The organism is Photorhabdus hainanensis, from assembly GCF_018448965.1.
GTDB classification, from domain to species: domain Bacteria; phylum Pseudomonadota; class Gammaproteobacteria; order Enterobacterales; family Enterobacteriaceae; genus Photorhabdus; species Photorhabdus akhurstii.
The window spans coordinates 31894-53021 of sequence record NZ_RCWD01000039.1 but is presented as its reverse complement, the minus strand read 5'-3'; the positions used below and the strand labels follow the sequence as shown (position 1 = coordinate 53021).

The following is a 21128-nucleotide window of genomic DNA, read 5'->3' as shown; positions in this document are numbered from 1 at the left end:
TGACGCCCGGTATGAACGGAAGGTGTCAGTTGCCGTAGGAATTGAGTCATAGAAGGTCTCGTTTGGAATATTAACCCAGAGCTTAACTGATATTAGCTGATAAGGGTTAACTTTTGCGACACCCTCTTTACGGCAGGGAGCAGTCACTTACAAAAATATGATCTGAGACAGGAATAAGTTATTTTTTTCTTCCGTTCATCACGATCTGGTAATGAGAGTGCCTTTTGAGGAAAATAATGGAGTGTTATGGTGGGGATGAGCACACAGTCTGTGTAGTGTGAATTTAACTTATCTGATATTTTTGTCAGTATTAGAAATTGTGTAAATATTCAGTGAGATTCAGATAATTTATTTCTTCTGATGATATTATAATTAATAATCTTAAGTTATTTTTATTTTCTATAATTATTATTTAAATTAAATATAAAAATGACTTCTGTTTTTTTATGGATGTTATAATTTAAAGTAAAATAACCATGTAATTAAAAATAGATTAGGAAATATAATTTGCTATTTGATTTTAATGACCTATATTTAGTAAAGTAGTTTTTTTACAGGTATAGGGATAAGTGACATTTAAATAGTTTTTCATGATTAAAGTCATTTAAATTAATTAATTTAAGAAATGAAAATGTATTTTAATAGAGGAATATTATGGGATTGCCAAATATCACTATTGCGTTACAAGCAGATAATAATCTCTACCTGAGTCGAATAGATCAGGCGGGGGTTCAGTATATTGAAGCTGTTAAATCTGCCATTGATATATACTCAAGATATAAATTAATACAGCTTGGTACTAATAAGATAGCACTTCTTGCTGATAATGGGCTTTATTTGAGCCGGATTACTCGAACTGGTAGTGATTATATTGAAGCGGCGAAATCGAGTATTGATGTTTATTCTACGTTTACAGTAGAGGATGTCGGATGTAATGTGATAGCTCTACGTGCAGATAACGGAAAGTATTTAAGTCGAATCACTCAGAATGGTGTTGATTACATTAAGCCGGATAAAGTTAATTTAGATGTGTATTGCCACTTTAAAGTGACTACATTAATTGCATAAGTAACGATCTTTATTTGAGTTTTTTATGGTGGCCAAGTAAAACTGGCCACTATTATTTTGTCTTATTTTTGCACTAATAATATCAGCTATTTAATATGTCAGATAAAAACCTATTACTTATTTTAAGATAATTAGATAATAATGGATTTTAAAGTTATTTATAATGTTGCAATTAATGATTTCAAATAACTTTTTATTTTGTTTATAGTTTGCTGTTTTATAGTTTAAATGTGAAAACTATTTACGCTTAATGAATATTATAATTAAATCTTAAATAATTATATCATTCAAAATAGATACCAAAATATATTTTGGTATTTAATAATTATATTGGTTGTATATATTAATTGAAAATAATTTATATTTACAGGAATAGTGAAATGCGATATTTAAATTAATGCGTTATAAATAATATAGTTGACCAAAATAAACTAAATATATCTATACCCCTTGGATTTCAAGATGCATCGCGGCGGCAAGGGAGCGAATCCCCGGGAGCATAAAGAACTATGTGACCGGGGTGAGTGAGTGCAGCCAACAAAGAGGCAATTTGAAAGATGACGGGTATAAATAGGAGAATGTTATGGGATTATCAAGTAGCCCTATTGCATTACAAGCAGATAATGGATGTTATTTAAGTCGAATTGATCGAGGAGGAGGATTTGACTTTATTGAAGCTAATAAATCTATTATTGATATTTATACAAAATATTCTGCAACACAACTGAGTTCCAATAAGGTAGCGCTTCGTGCAAGCAATGGCCTCTATTTAAGTCGGATCTCTCTGGCTGGTAGCGATTATATAGTGGCGACAAAATCAGATATTGATGTTTATTCTACTTTTATTTTGGAATATATCGACTATAATGTTATAGCTTTGTGTGCAGATAATGGAAAATATCTGAGTCGGAGCAATTCTGGTGGTATTTTTAACTATATTAAACCGGATAAATACGACTTAGATATATATTGCCAGTTTAAATTTATAAAACTGTAATTGGACAATTGTGATCTTTTCTGACGTATTATTATGGTGGTCAGTTTTATCTGACCACTATTATGTTAATAGTAACACAATAGGATTAGTCACTTAATACACTGGGTAAAATATTAATTATATTTCATAATAGTTTGATTGATAATGTATTTCTCGTGTTACTGGTTATATTATAATTATCATCTTAAATTATTTTTCAGTTTCCTTATAATATCTTAATTTTAATCTAAATATGATAATTTCCTCTGGTCATTTAATAATTACAAGTAATAATTGGCTATATCGTCCATAATAAAGAGAGGATATATTTTATTGTTTGGCGGCAGTAGTATATATTCAACAAGGGAATTTTATTTTCTATGGATATAGAGAGTCGATATGAGGTTTAAACGGTATTCTATAAAGTAATTAATTATACCCTATGGATTTCAAGATGCATCGCGACGGCAAGGGAGCGAATCCCCGGGAGCATAGGTAACTATGTGACTGGGGTGAGTGAGCGCAGCCAACAAAGAGGCAACTTGAAAGATGACGGGTATATATTTAAACGGAGGGTATGATGGCATTATCAGAGCACACTATCGCATTGCAGGCAGATAATGGAAAATATCTGAGTAGGATCAGCATAAACGGTATTAATTATATTAAGCCGGATAAAACCCATATAGATATATTTTGCCATTTTAAATTGATAACTCTGTTAGAGTAAATGATGATTTTGTCTGGTATTGGCTTTGTTGTGTCAGGAAAAATCGATCACTATTTTATTGTTTATCTGACGGTAATATTTTGGCAGATAGCTAATAATAATATATCCAGCGGTAGTCAATCTGCGATAGTCTTGATGCGAGACAAGCTAAGTTGTTCCGGGATGATCAGACGGTAATAATTTGTCTGATATGTGTGATGCAGGTAGACTGCACGTTTGGTTTTATTTTGGAGTCATTTACATGAGCGAAACAGCAAACTGGCAGCCAAGCGCACCTATCGCCAACTTGTTGAAACGAGCGACTATTTTAGCAGAAATACGGCGCTTTTTCGCAGATCGTGGGGTATTGGAAGTTGAAACGCCTGCGATGGGTCAGTTCACAGTAACTGATATTCAATTGTTTCCTTTTCAGACGGAGTTTGTTGGTCCAGGCGCTGCGGATGGTATGACTCTTTATCTGATGACGAGCCCGGAATATCACATGAAGCGCCTGCTGGCAGCAGGAAGTGGTCCTATTTATCAGCTTGGTCGTTGCTTCCGTAATGAAGAGGCGGGTCGTTATCATAATCCTGAATTTACCATGCTGGAATGGTATCGGCCTCACTATGATATGTATCGTTTGATGAATGAAGTTGATGATTTGCTTCAGCAGATCCTTGACTGTGAAAATGCAGAGTCACTCTCTTATCAACAAGCTTTCCTACGTTATCTAGATATTGATCCGCTATCAGCAGAGAAAGAAAAGTTGCGTGAAGTCGCTGCCAAACTGGATCTAAGTAATATTGCCGATATAGAAGAAGATCGGGATACTTTATTGCAGCTTTTGTTTGCTGTTGGTGTTGAGCCGCATATTGGTACTGAAAAGCCAACTTTTATCTACCATTTTCCGGCTTCTCAGGCTTCTTTGGCGGAAATCAGCAAAGAAGATCATCGGGTGGCAGAACGTTTTGAAGTCTATTTTAAAGGCGTTGAATTGGCAAATGGCTTCCGTGAGTTAACTGATAGTCATGAGCAGCATCAGCGTTTTGAACAGGATAACCGTAAACGAGCAGAATTGGGTTTACCTGTTCGACCAATTGATGAAAATCTGATTGGCGCCCTGAAAAAAGGGATGCCTGAGTGTGCAGGTGTGGCGCTTGGCGTCGATCGTTTGGTGATGTTGGCTTTGCGGGCTGAAAAGCTCAGTGATGTTATGGCTTTTTCGATAAGTAAGGCGTAATTATTAAGCGATAGGAACAGGGCGCAGATTGAAGCGCCCTGTTTGCATCTTATTTATGTTGATGCTGTTTTTGCAGGAATTTTACACCTAAGTCAGGAAAATCGGTGAATACACCATCTACGCCCGCTTGGTTATATATGATATCGAAAAGTTGATCGCCGCTGGCGGCGTATTTAGGCAGTTGATCAACCCGAATCGTATATGGATGGATTTGCATATTATTAGCGTGAGCCTCTTTCACCATACCGGTTAACTTAATATTGGTTGGGGTGGAATCCTTAGACACAATCATATGGTAATCAGGGCCAATGCCATCAGCATATTCTGCTACTTTTTTCATAGCGCCGGGTTTGAACATCCAGTCATAGCTGTAATTTGTCCATTTGCCGTCTGGTTGCTTTTCATAGGTTTCATTCCAGTTGGTGTAGGCGATAAGTTGAATTAGCTTCAGATCCATGCCTAACTTGGGTTCCAGTTCGTTTTTGATGCGTTTAAGTTCGTTGACATCAAAACATTGAAGGTAAACTTTGTCACTTTTCTTGGTGTAACCATACGCTTTCAGCATGGTTAGCACTTTAGTAGAAATATCTTTTCCCTCCTGCTGGTGGAACCAAGGTGCTTTGATTTCAGGGTAAATACCGATGTTTTTGCCAGTAGATTTATTTAATCCCTGAACAAACTCAATCTCTTCCTGAAAAGTGTGGATTCGAAAATCAGACTTCCACATTGGGAAACGGTTGGAGAAATTTTGTATTTGTTGGTCGTTTTTAATATCGAAGCCTTCTGTGAATTTTAATGATTTTATTTCAGACAAGGTAAAGTCGATGGCATAGTAGCGTCCATCTTTACGGGCACGGTCGGGGAATTTATGGGCAACATCAGTGACACGATCAAGGTAATGGTCATGTAAGACTATCAGTTCATCGTCTTTAGTCATAACCAGATCTTGTTCCAGATAATCCGCACCTTCGGCATAAGCCATCGCTTTGGCCGGCAGAGTGTGTTCAGGCAGATATCCACTTGCGCCTCGATGGGCGATAACAATCTTATCTGCTGCTTGGGTGATACCTGACATTGATGAGGCTAAAATAATGCCTGTTATTATTGTTTTGATTGGAGCCTTCATATGTGTTTCTCCGTTTTAGTTACGAGATGAAATCTATCTCAATAAACTATCTGTTTGGCTGTGTTAAGACACTGACTAACATAATCTCTTAGCTTAGTTTAGATGTTGAAAAAAGCCGCAGCATATAAATGCTGCGGCTTAGTTGACATTATCAGTGATATATCACAGTTTAATGACAGAAATTAGCTATATTGTTGGGTAATTTCTTGTTTATGTTTGCTTTCGGTAATTGTAACAATTAGCAATAGAATAACGGACAAGATACTCCCGCCAATCATTACCATAAAGCCGCTGTCCCAACCGAAAAAGTCAACGGTGTAGCCGATGATAGCACTTGCAGCAACAGAGCCGCCTAAGTAACCAAATAAGCCGGTGAAGCCAGCGGCTGTACCGGCGGCTTTCTTGGGAGCCAGCTCAAGGGCATGTAGACCAGTCAGCATCACCGGGCCGTAGATAAGGAAACCAATAGTCAGCATACAAGCCATATCTACCGTTGGATTACCTGGTGGGTTCAGCCAGAATACGATAGTTGCAATTGTAACCAGTGTCATAAAGAACACCCCGGTCGCACCACGGTTACCTTTAAATATTTTGTCTGACATCCAGCCACATAGTAGCGTGCCTGGGATACCGGCATATTCGTACAGGAAATAAGCCCATGAAGATTTATCCAGTGCGAAATGTTTGGCTTCACGCAGATAAGTTGGCGACCAATCAAGAATGCCGTAACGTAGCAGATAAACAAATACGTTAGCCATAGCAACCATCCACAGCAGTTTGTTCGGTAACACGTACTGCATGAAAATTTGTTTAGCTGTTAATTCTTTTTCATTTTTCTCTGTATAATCAGATGGATAGTCGTTTTTATACTCTTCGATTGGCGGCAAGCCACAGGATTGTGGTGTGTCACGCATCAGCGCGAACGCAATCAATGCAACGAGAATGGCGGCGAAAGCTGGCATATAAAGTGCGGCTTTCCAGTCATTGAACCACGCCATGCCCAACAGGAATAGCAAGGGTGGTAAGCCTCCGCCAACATTGTGCGCGCAGTTCCAGATAGAAACGATACCGCCACGCTCTTTCTGTGACCACCAGTGCACCATAGTACGACCACAAGGAGGCCAGCCCATACCCTGGAACCAGCCACATAGGAACAGCAGGACGAACATGGTGGTGATGCTGGAAGTTGCCCAAGGTACGAAACCCATAAACAGCATCACAATAGCTGCGAGGAGCAGACCGGCGGGTAAGAAGAATCGTGGGTTGGAACGGTCGGATACGGAACCCATGATGAATTTGGAGAAACCGTATGCGATAGAGATCCCTGATAGCGCGAAACCGAGCTCACCTTTGGAGAAACCCTGTTCAACCAGATAAGGCATTGCGAGGGCAAAGTTTTTCCTTACCAGATAATAAGCCGCGTAGCCAAAGAAAATCCCCATAAAAATTTGCCAGCGCAAGCGACGATAGACGGGGTCTATCTGTTCTGTTGACAGCCGGGACCTATGAGGTGCCGGCTTGAAAATACTTAACATATTTTGCCTCCGATGGCATTTCTAGTTATATAAATAGCTCGCCGGTTGACTAATGCCACCGGATGGGAAAATGAAAGGTTTTGTAAGTGGTTATTTTCCATAACGAAAATTATGATAGTAGAAATAACCCAACCTATCTGTGAAACAACCCTCAGTTGTTAAAGTTGTTCTGCCCCGGCGACAATTCTGAGTGATTTGTTAACTTTTTAAAATGTACTTTACCAATGAAATTGTGACTATTGTCACAATAACGAGCTTTATTTAATTGTTGGTGAGCGTTTTTGGTTCGTTTTTGTTCTTTATCAAACAAAAACCGTAGATTTTATGCATCTTCTATATGTGTATCCTTTCAGACAAGGGAAACGTTTCAATTGACGGTGAATGGGCTGCTAATCGATTTTAACGATAAACATACTGTTTTGACGGTATGCCTATAATCTGCCAGACTCATAATTTATACAGTTGTATAGCTGATATACCCAGTGGAGGAACCCATGACGACACGTTATGACAGCGATTTTTATGGTTGGACTCGGGAGCAGGCAGGTTTGCTTCGTTCCGGTAACTTGAGTCAATTGGATAGGGAAAACCTTTCGGAGGAAATAGAAAGTATGGGAAATAGCCAAAGAAACGAGCTGGAATCTCGTCTTGAGGTACTGTTTCTTCACCTCCTAAAATGGCAATTCCAATCTGAACGGCAAGGCCGGAGCTGGAAGCTTACGATTGAAGAGCAGAGAAGAAAAATAGCCCGTCGTCTTAAAAAAAATCCCAGCTTAAAGTCAGAACTTAGCGAAATTTCCTCTGATGCTTATGGTGATGCCATTATTGCAGCGGAGAGGGAAACTAATATTAGGCGTAGTGTATTTCCTGAAACTTGTCCTTGGACATTTGAGCAAATAATGGATGAGAATTTTTGGCCTGAATAGACTTGATAAATTTGTTTTTCTAAATGAAAGGTCAAACCACCGGCTTTAAGCTGCAATACTGTGTTGTACCTTTATGGTGAATGGGGCGCTAATCGATTTTGATGATAAATGTACTGTTTTGACGGTATGCCAATAATCTGTCAGACTCATAATTTATACAGTTGCATAGCTGATATACAAGTGGAGGAACCATGACGACACGTTATGACAGCGACTTTTATGGTTGGACTCAGGAGCAAGCCGGTTTGCTTCGTTCCGGTGATTTGAACCAGTTGGATACGGAAAATCTTCTTGAGGAAATTGAGGCTATGGGGCGAAGCGAGCGCAGAGAATTACGATCCCGGTTGGAAATTTTACTCGCACACTTACTGAAATGGAGATATCAGGCAGATCGCAGAGGGCGGAGCTGGGAACTGACCATTGAAGAACAGCGTGATAAGGCAATTGACTGTTTGCAAGAGTCTCCCAGTTTGAAAAATAAGTTGGATGAGCATTTGGAAAAAGCCTACACAACTGCCCGTCGATTGGCAGAAAAAGAAACGTTAATTAATCGGAATATATTTCCTGAAACTTGTCCTTGGACATTTGAGCAGATAATGGATGAGAATTTTTGGCCTGAATAGACTCGATAAATTTGTTTCCTGACGCACTGATTTTGAACGGTGCGTTTTCTCACTACTCAACAACTCAGTTGATTGATTTTCATTTCACTGCAAGCAGTATTAACAGAAATTATTTGCTTTTCAGTGGATGCTCATTGTATTAGCCAAGATTGCCCTTTTTCATTTACGAATGTCACTTGTCTAAATAAAGAATAAAAGCGGACAATTTGCCCGCTCTTGTCAAACTTAATACAGCCAGTCGCGTCCCATCCGGTCAGCAGCCATAATAGCGGCGTACACTTTTTCCGGTGTCACTTCAAAAGGCAGGTTGTGAATGGTTTCTTCCTCGGCACAACTGGCTTTCGCTACTGCCATCACTTTTTCTTTCAGTTTTTCACCATCTTTTACCCCAAGTTGATCCAGAGTAACCGGTAGTCCCATCTGTACACAGAAATCAAGGAAAGTGTCTAATTCTTCATTTGGGCTATTTTCCAGTATTAGTTGAACTAATATCCCAAAGGCGACTTTTTCGCCGTGGTACATGTGGTGGCATTCTTCTAATACGGTAAAGCCATTGTGTACGGAATGTGCGGCGGCTACTCCCGTATTTTCAAAGCCCAGGCCGCTTAAGTAAGTAATAGCTTCGATGACATTTTCCACCGCAGGTGTACTGACGCCCGCTTCAACAGCCAGTTTTGCTTTATAGCCCTCTTCTAACAAAGTTTCGTAACAGAGATGAGCAAGGGCTATTGCGGTACGGGATATCCCACCATCTGTCATTCGAGGTTTATGGCCGTCTCCACAAACACGGGCTTCGAAGTAAGTTGCCAACGCGTCGCCAATTCCGGCAATCAGAAAACGGGTTGGGGCTTTAGCGATAAGGCTGGTATCGATTAAGACAATATCTGGATTTGTTGGGAGAAACAGATAGTCTTCGAATTTGCCATCATCGCTGTAAATAACTGAGAGAGCACTGGTTGGGGCATTAGTGGAAGCGATAGTGGGGGCAATCAGAACAGGTAGTCTGGATTCGTAAGCGACCGCTTTTGCGGTATCTTGTACTTTGCCTCCACCGATACCAATAACGGCTTGGCATTCATGTTTTTTAAGAATGTCAGACAGGCGTTTAATCTCATTCTGACTACATTCACCGCCAAACACTTCAAAATGGCGAGTAATTTCATACTGTTCCAGGCTGTTATGAACGGTATCTCCCACCAATTTCATAGCGGAATTACCGATGATAACCAAAACGTGGTCGGCGATGGTTTTTGTATATTTACCAATATGGAGCAGGGCGTCAGGTCCCTGAATATATTTGGAGGGGGATTGAATAATTTTCAACATAAGAATATTCCTTTTGTGGAAACTCAATAGCTGTTTGTCGCATCAATTTTCCTAACGAACAGGGAACAAAATGTGACAAAACCGGTAAACTGTCTTCGGATGAAAAAAGCACTTAAATTACTTAACAGGTTAACACTACCTATAAAAATTAATGGTTGGTTATGGATAAATAAAGTTGTTATACCCGTTTTATAGTAGGAAATGTGTGTTTTTTTGATCTATGTCCGGATCTTTGCACTGGAACAGGCCCTTCTTCTTCATTGGGCTTGGCTGCGTTTGGTGAAGTTAACGCCATAATGATTGCCTGACAAAATGGTCCTATTTTTTCAATTTTTTTCAATTTTTAAGCCATATGTTTTAAATTTCTCAAGCACAATAGCTATTTCCTCTGGACTCAGAATAGGAACTGGATTTTGGATCGCCAGGGTCTGTAAATATAGATGAGCGAGCACTTCAACTTCATGCGCGAGCCACAGTGCTTTTTGTAGATTAACCTCGCAAACAATCATTCCATGATGCTGTAATAGAATAGCTTTTCTGTTTTTAAAACCGTTAAATACATAGTCAGAGAGTTGTTTGGTGCCAAATGTCGCGTAAGGCACACAGGGAATTGAATCTCCTCCCGCCGCTGCAATCATGTAATGAATGGCCGGGATTGATTTATTTAAAATAGAAACCGCTGTGCAATGAATTGCATGATTATGGACAACCGCGTTGGCGTCGGGTCTGGCATGATAGACCGCCTGATGAAAACGCCATTCACTCGAGGGGAGCTTATTATCCTCAGGTTGACCGTTTTCATCTACATAAACAATATGTGTTTCAGTCAATTGTTCATAAGGAATTCCTGTCGGCGTAATTAACATTCCATTGTGATAACGGACACTGACATTACCCGCAGTGCCTTGATTTAATCCTAGTCGGGTCATTTCTAAGCATATATTAATAATTTCACGAGATAATGTATTTCTTTTCATGATTATTTACCTTATTTAAATTAGAAGTATGCTTTTATGCTAGTCGATGAAAAATAAATAAATGAAGTTTGCTATTTGTTTTTGTTGTAATACTTTGTTGTTTTTAAATAAATAGTTAAATTAATTTTTGTGATTAAGCTCAAATGTTTTTATCACTTTTTGGGTTTTACAGATATCTATATTTGTTTTTTTATTCCGTATTTTTCATTTCTAACTCAAACGGTCATTTATTGGTTTTATTGACCGTTTTTTTATAAAAAATATTATCCGGTCATTTTTATGACCGAATTAAATAAAAAAGACACAAACGGGCATATATAATAGATTTATTTCAGTGATTAGGTTCACAATTTAGCGGCATGAATAAATAAGTGTGATTGGGATCATTTTATTATCTTATAGATGACTAAAAATATGGGTTATTCTGGATTCTGGATTCTGGATTCTGGATTCTGGAAGACTTACAGTACCAACTGCGATAGATGAGGGAGCTATGGATAATATATCGATGCAATCAAGTATAGCGCGGGATAATAAAAAAAACAGAGGTTATTTAATCCCTTTTACTCTTTTATGTTCTCTGTTTTTTTTATGGGCTGTGGCAAATAACTTAAATGATATATTGTTGCCTCAATTTCAAAAAGCTTTTGTCTTAACAAATTTCCAAGCGGGACTAATTCAATCGGCATTTTATTTTGGTTATTTTATTATTCCTATTCCTGCTGGCATATTAATGAATAAGTTAAATTATAAAGCAGGGATAATTACTGGGTTATTATTTTATGCTGTTGGCGCCGCCCTTTTTTGGCCTGCCGCAGAAGCGATGAGTTATACACTATTCCTAGTGGGACTGTTTATCATCGCCGCTGGGTTAGGGTGCCTGGAAACAGCGGCTAACCCTTTTGTCACGGTATTAGGGCCTGAAAAAGCGGGACATTTTCGTATTAATCTGGCTCAAACATTTAACTCATTTGGGGCAATTGTCGCCGTTATTTTTGGGCAAAGTTTAATTTTATCTAATGTCCCTCATTTATCCCAAGAAACACTTGATAAAATGACTGTTGAGCAACTTGATACCTATAATCACAGTCTCGTTTTAGCGGTACAATCCCCTTATATGATTATCGCTGCTGCTGTTTTAATGATTGCATTCTTAATTTTATTTACTAAATTTCCAGTGATACAAAGTGATACGCATGGTAATAACAGCTCATTCTTTGAGTCTTTAGGTCGCCTTATTAAAGTCAGGCATTGGCGCTGGGCAGTGTTAGCGCAATTTTGTTATGTCGGTGCGCAGACAGCTTGCTGGAGTTACCTGATTCGTTATGCTGTTGATGAAATTCCAAGTATGACTCCGGGGTATGCCGCCAATTATCTGACAGCGACAATGGTGTTTTTCTTTATTGGTCGATCGACGGGTACTTGGTTAGTTAAGCGATTTGCGCCAGAAAAAGTATTAGCTTGTTATGCCTTGATATCCATGAACCTTTGCATTATTTCCGCGTTCATGGGGGGATACATCGGCTTAATTGCATTGACCATTTGTAGCATGTTTATGTCTATTCAATACCCAACCATATTTTCATTAGGAATTAAAGGATTAGGTCAGGATACCAAATATGGTTCTTCACTCATTGTAATGACGATTGTTGGCGGCGGCATTGTGACGCCTATTATGGGATTTGTCAGTGATGCAGTGGGCCACATTCCTACGGCTGAGCTTGTGCCTGCTTTCTGTTTTTTTGTGATCTTTATTTTCGCAAAATTCCGAGCGAATGCGTTACCTGGTCATCTGTTTAATTAAAAAAGCAAATAACAACTTTATTTGTATGGAGGAAATCGCATGAGAAAGAATATGAATTTACCCAAGATTGGTATTCGCCCAGTTATTGATGGCCGCCGTATGGGAGTGCGTGAATCACTCGAAGAGCAAACCCTGAATATGGCAAAAGCGACAGCTAATTTATTAACTGGACATATTTACCATGCTTGCGGCACCCCTGTTGAATGCGTTATTGCAGACACATGTATTGCTGGTCTTGCTGAATCTGCGGCTTGTGATGAAAAATTCAGTGCATTAAATATTGGTCTGACAATTACCGTCACGCCGTGTTGGTGCTATGGCAGTGAAACATTAGATATGGAGCCAACAAGACCAAAAGCTATTTGGGGGTTTAATGGGACGGAACGTCCAGGCGCAGTCTACCTTGCGGCAGCTTTAGCCGCCCACTCGCAAAAAGGCATCCCCGCTTTTTCTATATACGGACATGAAGTTCAAGATGTCGATGACACTCGTATTCCTGATGATGTCAAAGAAAAATTGCTACGATTTGCACGTGCCGGATTAGCTGTTGCTAGTATGAAAGGAAAAACTTACCTCTCTATTGGCGGTGCCTCAATGGGCATTGCAGGTTCAATGGTTGATCATGATTTTTTTGAATCTTGGCTTGGTATGAAAGTCCAATCTGTTGATATGACAGAATTACGCCGTCGTATTGATCAGCAAATATATGATGAAGAAGAACTGGAGCTTGCTTTATCTTGGGCAGATAAGTATTTCCAATATGGTGAAGATCTGAATGCTAAACAATATCACCGTTCACCAGAAAGTCGTCGCCAGGTTCTTCGCGAAAGTTTACTCATGGCTATTTGCATTCGCGACATGATGCAGGGAAACCCGAAACTGAAAGAAAAAGGGTATGGCGAAGAAGCACTCGGCTACAACGCGATTGTGGCGGGTTTTCAGGGGCAACGTCATTGGACAGATCAATATCCTAATGGCGATACTGCGGAAGCGATCTTAAATAGTTCATTTGACTGGAACGGCATCCGTCAGCCCTTTACGGTTGCGACCGAGAATGACAGTCTAAATGGCGTTGTGATGTTATTTGGCCATATGCTGACAGGGACGGCACAGATTTTTGCTGATGTTCGAACTTTCTGGTCTCCAGAATCTGTCGAGCGTGTTACGGGCAAAAAACTTACGGGACAGGCTGAAAATGGGGTGATTCATCTGATTAATTCAGGCTCTGCGACGCTGGATGGAACTTGTTGCCAAAAAGACGCTCAAGGCTATCCTACGATGAAGCCTCATTGGGAAATTACCGCAGAGGAAGTGGATGCTTGTCTGGCTGCAACGCAATGGCGCCCGGCGCTTCATGAATATTTCAGAGGGGGTGGCTTCTCCTCCAAATTTTTAACAAAAGGCGGCGTTCCTTTCACCCTGAGTCGTGTCAATATTATTAAAGGTCTTGGCCCAGTCTTGCAAATCGCTGAGGGTTGGAGCGCGGAGTTGCCTAAAGATATCCATGACGTTCTGGATAAGCGGACAAATGAAACCTGGCCGACAACTTGGTTTGTTCCGCGTTTAACCGGTAGAGGCGCCTTTAAGGATGTGTACTCCGTTATGGCGAATTGGGGAGCTAATCATGGAGTGCTTTCTATTGGTCATGTTGGCGCCGATTTCATTACATTAGCTTCTATGCTCAGAATCCCAGTTTGTATGCATAACGTGGATGAGAAAGCCATTTATCGTCCTTCTGCATGGAGTGCGCACGGTATGGAGCCAGAGGGTTCAGATTACCGAGCCTGTAAAAACTATGGGCCTCTCTATAAGAAATAGTGGCTGTTGGCGGTATGAATTGTACCGCCTCTTATTCCATGACAGGAGAGCGTATGGTTCAAGATGTGGTTTTAGTTTTGGATTGTGGGGCCACCAATGTGCGGGCTATTGCGGTTGACTCTCAGGGTGATGTGATTGCAAAGGCGTCAACACCGAATACTAGCGAGCCTGATAACGCCAATCCTCACTGGCATATATGGTCGCTGGATGCCATTTTAGAACGGTTGGCAGGCTGTTGTCGTGTGATTATCCCTCAATTATCAAGTTATAAGATACGCGCAATAACGGTGACGACTTTTGGTGTTGATGGAACACTGGTCGACGCACAGGGTAGCCTACTTTATCCAATAATTAGTTGGAAGTGTCCACGAACAATCCCTATTGTTGAAAATATTGAGCGTTACTTCTCCGCTGAGAAATTGCAAACGATATCCGGTGTCGGGCAATTTAATTTTAATACGCTTTATAAATTAATTTGGTTAAAGGAAAATCATCCTACTCTTTTTGACAAAGCCCATGCATGGTTATTTATTTCTTCTTTAATCAATTATCGATTAACAGGAGTGATGTCAACTGATAGAACGATGGCCGGGACCAGTCAGTTGCTAAATATTCATAAGGAGCAGTTTAGTGGGGAAATTTTAGATGCGATTTCTATTTCAGAGACTTTATTTCCTGAACTCGTTTCTGCCGGTGAGCAAATTGGCACTTTGACATCAGAGATAGCTAAAGAATTCCACTTGCCTGCGGGAATTCCAGTTATTTCTTCTGGACATGATACGCAATTTGCTTTATTTGGCTCAGGTGCGGGTTTGAATCAACCTGTTTTATCTTCCGGCACCTGGGAAATTCTGATGGTACGCACCCCTCATGTGAATACCCATATTTTACCTCATTATACTGGCTCTACATGTGAATTAGACGCAAGAAAAGGGATCTTTAATCCAGGATTACAATGGTTGGCTTCTGGAATACTTGAATGGATCAGACAGCTTTTTTGGCAAGGTATTTCCCCTTCGGATGCTTATCTTCAAATGATCCATGAAGCTTTATCTGTTCCTCCCGGCGCTAATAACTTAAGAATGAATTGTCGTTTATTAACCTCCGAGGCGGGATGGTGCGGAATAACGTTAAATACTGAACGACGTCATTTTTATCGTGCCGCATTAGAAGCGTTAGGATATCAATTAAAACAAAACCTATCTCTTTTGGAAAAGATAAGTGGATTTCATGCTAAGGAGTTGATATTAGTGGGCGGCGGTAGCCGAAATTATCTTTGGAATCAAATAAAAGCAGATATTTTAAACCTACCCATAAAAGTTGTTAATGAATCAGAGGCGACGGTATTAGGCGCTTCTTTCTTTGCCTGGTTTGGTGTCGGTTGCTATGAATCCTCTGAAAAGGCCCGTGAACAATTTTCTTATCATTATGAACTATATACACCGGGTGAGCATCAGGAGGTTTATCATTCATTAATTAAGAATTTTATATAAAAATAGGTAATCTTTCGTTAAAGATAATTGTCCTATTTATTTCTTCTATTCGTCGCTTTTAAACATGCCGGTTAAAGTAGGAAATGGTAACGTTTTTGCTATCATCGTCACAGAGAAAACGACTAAATGTGGAAATATATTGCTAAACAAGGTGTGGTTTTCTAATGCTGATATTGGGCAGAATCATCCTATTCTGTCCCAATATCAAAGGGATTCCTTTATGAGAAATGAACGTCATCAAAAAATCATGGATTTTCTTCATCACCATGAATCATTAACAACTACTGAACTTTCCGTAGTTTTACAAGTGAGTAAAGAGACAATACGTCGGGATCTGCGATTTCTTCAAGAGCATGGTTATCTTCTTCGTCTGCATGGAAGAGCAAAAAGCTTAAACAGGGAAACACAGGATAATGGTGACTCTTTTAACATGCGGGTTAAAAGCCATTTTTCGAGTAAATCACTTATTGCTCAACAAGCTGTGGCTTGGATAAACGAAGGAATGATAATCGCACTTGATGCAAGTTCAACATGTTGGTATCTGGCAAAACAACTTCCTGATATTAATATTACTATTTTTACCAATAGTATTCGTATTTGTCATGAATTATCAAAGAAGAAAAATATTCAATTAATCAGTTCAGGGGGAGTGCTGCATCGTAAATATGCTTGTTATATTAGTTCATCACTTATTGCACAATTAAAAAATTTAGAGATCGATCTATTTATTTTTTCCTGTGATGGCATTGATGCAAATGGTGATTTATGGGATTCGAATATTGATAATGCTGAATTTAAAGAGATTCTTGTAAAACGAGCATTACAATCAGTTTTATTAATTGATAAGAGTAAAGTTAACAGAAAAAGCGAAATTAGAATAGGAAATCGTAGTAATATCACTGACATAATATCGAATTATTAGGGCAGGGCGGCAAGTTATTGCTTTGTCTAATCTCTTAATCAGGCGATCTGATTAAGAGACAGGTATTTGTCGGGCGTATAAAAATCAGCGCACTTGAATATAGGTACTATTAGTTTGATAGTTAAAGAAATATTTGAGAATCAGGTTTAGCAAAATGCCGTAAGCGGGTAGGAAAAAGAGTAAGCAAATTAATAGTTTGAAGCAGTAATCGACTAACCCAATCTCGACCCAGTTAGCAGCCATGAAAGCATCGGTACTGCGATAGAAAGCGATGGAGAAAAAGGCAAGGGTATCAAGTAAGTTGCCGAAGAACATCGCCGCTGCGGGAGCGACCCACCAATTACGTCTCCGGCGCAGACGATTGAAGACGTATACATCCAGTATCTGCCCAAGGAAGTAAGCCATAAAGCTGGCGCAGGCAATACGGGCAACAAACAGATTGAATTCAGTCAGCGCGGTAAACCCTTGCCACACGCCTTGGAAAAATAGGGCAGAAATTATATAAGAGATCAGCAATGCGGGAAGCATGACGGTGGTAATGATTCGTCTTGCCAGTGGTGCGCCGTAGATACGAACCGTCAAATCAGTTGCAAGAAAAATAAATGGAAAAGTAAAGGCTCCCCAGGTGGTATGAAAACCGAAAATAGAGACGGGGAGTTGCACCAGATAATTACTGGAAATAATAATCAGAATGTGAAATAGCGAAAGCCAAATTAAAGCAGTAGCGCGTTGTTGTGTAATTGTAGTTGATAAAAACATATTGTACCTTTTTGGAAAATGGGGTGAGGGAACCCAATCAAATATCTGCCGTTTTAACTGACGGCGCCTCACATGATACGTCGGTTGTACACAAATTCAAAATGCCTGTATGTAAAGTTAATTTTTGCTAGCTTTTTTATAATATAATCCAGTTCCATAGATTGCCTGAAATTGTAGAGATAAGTTATGCCCGATGTGTTTATTAATCCAGACAAGACCCTTGATACACAAGGGCTTCGCTGTCCTGAACCGGTGATGATGGTACGGAAAACCGTGCGTCATATGGAAGCAGGGCAGATGTTATTAATTCTTGCTGATGATCCAGCAACTATGCGGGATATTCCTAGTTTCTGCCGTTTTATGGAGCACCAGTTGGTTGCGCAAGAAACGGAACAAATGCCTTATCGCTATCTGGTTCGGAAAAAAGAGAGCCAACTCTGAATATAACAGCCAGGTTGAGAAATGAACGCTTTTGCTTTTTACCATGCCTTCGAACGTCAATGAACTTTTATCACTGAATTCATCTTGCTATAGCATAGGATATGAGCCGGTAATAAGACTCATATCCTTAGTAGCTAGGCGATTTTCGTTATTTCAGCTTAATCCTCAATAACCTTACCGCGTTTGCCGTCACAAGAGCGGTTGCGCCAGAATCCGCCAATACCGCCATCCACAAGCCTGTGATACCCAATAAGCTGGTGACGAGGAAGATTCCTTTTAGTCCCAAGGCAATAGCTATGTTTTGGCGGATATTATTATGCGTTGCGCGGGAAAGGGTGATGATTTCCGACAAACCTGTCAGACGGTTGTGAGTCAATGCCGCGTCTGCGGTTTCCAGAGCGACGTCGGTACCGCTTCCCATCGCTACACCGATACTGGAAGCTTTCATTGCGGGTGCGTCATTGATGCCGTCGCCGACCATCATTGTGTTGTGATCTTTATTCAATGCAATGACTGCCTTGACTTTATCTTCCGGCATTAGCCCGGCGCGGAAATCTATTCCTAACTGACCTGCAATTGCCGTTGCGGCGCGTGGGTTATCCCCCGTCAACATTACTGATTTAATGCCTTGATCTTTCAGTAAACGGATAGCATCAATGGCATCTTGACGTAACGTATCTTGCATTGCGATAAGGCCAGTAAATTGTTCATCATGCATCACGGCGACAACGGTTTTACCGCAACCTTCTAACTGAACAATTTTTTGTTTCCAATGATCAGATAACGTATTTTCTGGCAGTTTTCCGGGTGCGCTGACGAGAATTCGCTTACCGTCTAACTGACCTTCAACACCAACCCCCGCCAACGCTTTACGCTGTTCAGCTTCGGTGATATTAACCTGTTTACTTTCTGCGTATTGCAAAATGGCTTTAGCCAGTGGGTGGTGAGAGCCACTTTCTACTGCGGAAGCCAAAGTTAATAACTGAGATTCGCTGATATTTTCTACTGGTTGTACATCTGTGACTTGTGGTTTACCGGCGGTCAGCGTACCGGTTTTATCAAAAGCGATTGTGGTGATTAGTCCCAATTGCTCCAGCGCCGCACCGCCTTTAATCAAGGCGCCTCGGCGGGTTGCGGCTGCAAGGGCAGAGGTAATCGCGGCGGGTGTGGAAATCACCAAAGCACAAGGGCAACCGATCAGTAGTAAAGTCAGACCTCGGTAGATCCATGTTTCCCAAGGTTGGCTGAATACAGTCGGTGGAATGATGATAACCAACGCAGAAAACAGCATAATCAGCGGAGTGTAAATCCGGCTAAAACGGTCAATGAAGCGCTCAATCGGTGCGCGGCGTTCTTCGGCTTCTTCAATTAGTTGCAGAATACGGTCAATGGCATTGTTGCCCTGTTCGGACAGCACTTTCATTTGGACGGCACGATCCACGGACAAACAACCTGCCGGAACTTTTTCTCCCTGCATTCGTTCAACCGGAATAGATTCGCCTGTCAGCGCGCTTTCATCAAAGCTGGCGAATGAATTGAGTAATTCTGCGTCAGTGGGTAAACGTCCGCCGGGAGCAATCTCAATAATATCGCCAGGACGAAGGTCTGAAACTGGAACAGTTCTTTTCTCACCATTTTTTACCAGTAATGCTTCTTCGGGCACCAATGCCATCAATGCACTAACCCCTCGACGAGCACGGCCGGCAGCATAAGCTTCCAACATTTCACCAAGCATAAACAGCAGTAGTACCATTGCCGCTTCAGCGGTGGCGTCGATAAACAGCGCACCGATGGCGGCAACACTCATTAATGTTTCAATGGCGAATGGCGTGCCTGATCGTATGAGCTGCCAGGCTTTGGTAACGATAGGCGCCAATCCAATCACGGTGGTGATAATAAAGGCAATACGGCCAAATGAGGGATTGATGTGAGAGATTCCCCAACTTATCAGCATCATCAGTGAAAGAGTGATGATCGGGGCAAATTCTTTCCAGCGGCTGCTTTTTGCTGCTTTCTGACTTGAATCGGAATTGCGTAGAGCAAATCCAGCCTGATTAACGGCTTGAATAACTGCCGAACGGATATCTGTATCCGCATCCACGACTAGCTTTTCTGTGGCGAATAGAACCTTGGCTTGTTTCACTTCTGGAATTTTGCTGACCGCGGTTTCAATTTTTCGGGCGCAGCTTGGACAATCCATACCATTAACCACCCAACTGAAACGTTGGCTCGCCAAAAGCTCAGGTGCTTGTGTCTCTTGTGCATCATGGGAATGGCTATGCTTATGTGAGCAAGTCTTACCATGTTCATGATTATGTAAATGCTCACTAACTTGTTTAGCCTGATCTGAACAAGCGGTAGTCGCACAGCAGCTTCCATGCTGGTGGTTATGTTGATGAGCACTATTTTTGTTTGAATTTGAGTACATGGACTCCCCCTGAACAGAGTTAACTCAAAGATAATGAGCAAACTCTACACTTTGGAGCCTACTCTAGAGTCAAACAAAAAAAGAAAATAAATGGGTAAATTGTGCGACTGAGTACGGTTGTTCATTTTCAATATAATTTTTCTCTTAAAGATAAAGGGAACGAATAATTAGAAAATGACCGATAAAATAACAGGTTGCCACAATCGCCTTAGAAGATTTGAATTGGAACCGGTAATGGTTAATCAACCAGAAACTATGTGACAGTAACAACAAGATAGTGCCTGCTAACAGAGAGAAACCATACGCTGTATTAAGGGAGAAGTATTGCTCACCTGCCATCCACACCATTATCAGGAGCATAACGACAGAGGCAACAACCAGCCAGCGCATTTCCTCCAGTTTATTCCAAATAACCAGCAGAATAATGGAACCTAGAACCAGCAAAATTAATGGCAACGGGAAGAAGAAACTGAAATTCATCTGTGATACAAAGCTTATCGTGTAGAGCAGATAACAGAGTAATAATGTGCTTAGAGAGAATAGTGAATACTTACTGGGGAGCATGCGCAGGGCATCTGATATTAAAGCAGTCAATAACCCAAGACAGATTAAATAACCTGAAATATGCAGCTCAGGCGCTTGCCATGCCCACAATAACAACAATAGTAAAGTGATTGGCCTAAATAGCCACCTTTGCCAGTTTGGACCACGGTAAGCTGCGTCAACATACAACCAACCAGAAAAAAATACTGCGATAAATGGCCAGCTCATCTTCGTTCCTTAAATAAGTGATGGATAAGGGGTCAGCTCTCTTACTATCAGAATATATACTGAAATAATGATGATTGGTTTAAGTATCTGTGCGGAAATAGGCAGTGAATTAAAAAATGGTTTATCTGTTTGAGATAGATGGCGACAGTTTTTGGACTCATACCGGAAAGGGGAATGAAATGAATC

17 protein-coding genes are annotated in these 21128 nt (G+C 40.5%); 10 read left to right on the top strand and 7 right to left on the bottom strand.

The features are described from left to right. Positions 1–654: 654 nt before the first annotated feature. The 3 genes from EAE92_RS19405 (at position 655) to epmA (ending at position 3993) form a co-directional block, all read left to right on the top strand. Positions 655–1068 (top strand): fascin domain-containing protein, encoded by a 414-nt coding sequence (locus EAE92_RS19405; RefSeq protein WP_214069268.1) that lies wholly within the window; start codon positions 655–657, stop codon positions 1066–1068. A gap of 583 nt (positions 1069–1651) precedes the next feature. Further along, positions 1652–2065, top strand: a complete 414-nt coding sequence (locus EAE92_RS19400) for a fascin domain-containing protein (protein WP_214069267.1) — start codon at positions 1652–1654, stop codon at positions 2063–2065. Positions 2066–3015: 950 nt separating this feature from the next. Beyond that, positions 3016–3993 carry an elongation factor P--(R)-beta-lysine ligase gene (gene epmA, locus EAE92_RS19395; RefSeq protein ID WP_214069266.1) on the top strand — a complete coding sequence of 326 codons (978 nt, stop codon included), beginning with the start codon at positions 3016–3018 and terminating at the stop codon, positions 3991–3993. Positions 3994–4042: 49 nt separating this feature from the next. Here the strand turns inward: epmA and glpQ are convergent, their stop codons facing one another. Beyond that, on the bottom strand, positions 4043–5119 hold the full coding sequence (glpQ, locus tag EAE92_RS19390) for a glycerophosphodiester phosphodiesterase (protein WP_214069265.1): 1077 nt from the start codon (positions 5117–5119) through the stop codon (positions 4043–4045). Between the two features lie 182 nt (positions 5120–5301). Then, positions 5302–6654, bottom strand: a complete 1353-nt coding sequence (gene glpT / locus EAE92_RS19385; RefSeq protein WP_214069264.1) for a glycerol-3-phosphate transporter — start codon at positions 6652–6654, stop codon at positions 5302–5304. Between the two features lie 494 nt (positions 6655–7148). On the opposite strand from glpT, the gene EAE92_RS19380 reads away from it, so the two are divergent. Further along, positions 7149–7580, top strand: a complete 432-nt coding sequence (locus EAE92_RS19380) for a DUF29 domain-containing protein (RefSeq protein ID WP_046396013.1) — start codon at positions 7149–7151, stop codon at positions 7578–7580. A gap of 191 nt (positions 7581–7771) precedes the next feature. Then, a complete protein-coding gene (locus EAE92_RS19375) occupies positions 7772–8203 on the top strand; it encodes a DUF29 domain-containing protein (RefSeq protein ID WP_214069263.1) in 432 nt (143 codons plus the stop codon). A gap of 225 nt (positions 8204–8428) precedes the next feature. Here the strand turns inward: EAE92_RS19375 and EAE92_RS19370 are convergent, their stop codons facing one another. Both EAE92_RS19370 and fucA read right to left on the bottom strand, forming a co-directional pair. Further along, positions 8429–9529, bottom strand: coding sequence for a glycerol dehydrogenase (locus EAE92_RS19370; protein WP_214069262.1), 1101 nt, complete (start codon positions 9527–9529; stop codon positions 8429–8431). 326 nt (positions 9530–9855) lie between these two features. After that, the gene (gene fucA, locus EAE92_RS19365) at positions 9856–10506 is read right to left on the bottom strand and encodes an L-fuculose-phosphate aldolase (protein ID WP_214069261.1); all 651 of its coding nucleotides are present in this window, start codon (positions 10504–10506) and stop codon (positions 9856–9858) included. 493 nt (positions 10507–10999) lie between these two features. Between fucA and fucP the strand changes: the two genes are divergently transcribed. From fucP to fucR, 4 genes are all read left to right on the top strand, one after another. Next, on the top strand, positions 11000–12310 hold the full coding sequence (gene fucP, locus EAE92_RS19360) for an L-fucose:H+ symporter permease (RefSeq protein WP_214069260.1): 1311 nt from the start codon (positions 11000–11002) through the stop codon (positions 12308–12310). 39 nt (positions 12311–12349) lie between these two features. After that, on the top strand, positions 12350–14128 hold the full coding sequence (gene fucI / locus EAE92_RS19355) for an L-fucose isomerase (protein WP_214069259.1): 1779 nt from the start codon (positions 12350–12352) through the stop codon (positions 14126–14128). Positions 14129–14181: 53 nt separating this feature from the next. Next, on the top strand, positions 14182–15621 hold the full coding sequence (gene fucK, locus EAE92_RS19350; protein WP_214069258.1) for an L-fuculokinase: 1440 nt from the start codon (positions 14182–14184) through the stop codon (positions 15619–15621). 220 nt (positions 15622–15841) lie between these two features. Continuing rightward, positions 15842–16543: an L-fucose operon activator gene (fucR, locus tag EAE92_RS19345; protein WP_214069257.1), complete on the top strand. Its 702-nt coding sequence runs from the start codon at positions 15842–15844 to the stop codon at positions 16541–16543. An 84-nt stretch (positions 16544–16627) separates the two neighbouring features. On the opposite strand, the gene EAE92_RS19340 is transcribed toward fucR, so the two are convergent. Then, positions 16628–17302, bottom strand: coding sequence for a 7-cyano-7-deazaguanine/7-aminomethyl-7-deazaguanine transporter (locus EAE92_RS19340; RefSeq protein WP_214069256.1), 675 nt, complete (start codon positions 17300–17302; stop codon positions 16628–16630). A 186-nt stretch (positions 17303–17488) separates the two neighbouring features. Here EAE92_RS19340 and tusA point away from each other — a divergent pair, with 186 nt between their 5' ends. Beyond that, complete coding sequence (gene tusA, locus EAE92_RS19335) at positions 17489–17743, top strand: sulfurtransferase TusA (RefSeq protein WP_214069255.1); 255 nt, start codon at positions 17489–17491, stop codon at positions 17741–17743. A gap of 148 nt (positions 17744–17891) precedes the next feature. Here the strand turns inward: tusA and EAE92_RS19330 are convergent, their stop codons facing one another. Together EAE92_RS19330 and EAE92_RS19325 are read right to left on the bottom strand one after the other, a co-directional pair. After that, positions 17892–20171, bottom strand: a complete 2280-nt coding sequence (locus EAE92_RS19330) for a zinc/cadmium/mercury/lead-transporting ATPase (protein WP_214069254.1) — start codon at positions 20169–20171, stop codon at positions 17892–17894. Positions 20172–20315: 144 nt separating this feature from the next. Beyond that, positions 20316–20942, bottom strand: coding sequence for a lysoplasmalogenase (locus tag EAE92_RS19325; protein WP_214069253.1), 627 nt, complete (start codon positions 20940–20942; stop codon positions 20316–20318). Positions 20943–21128: the final 186 nt, after the last annotated feature.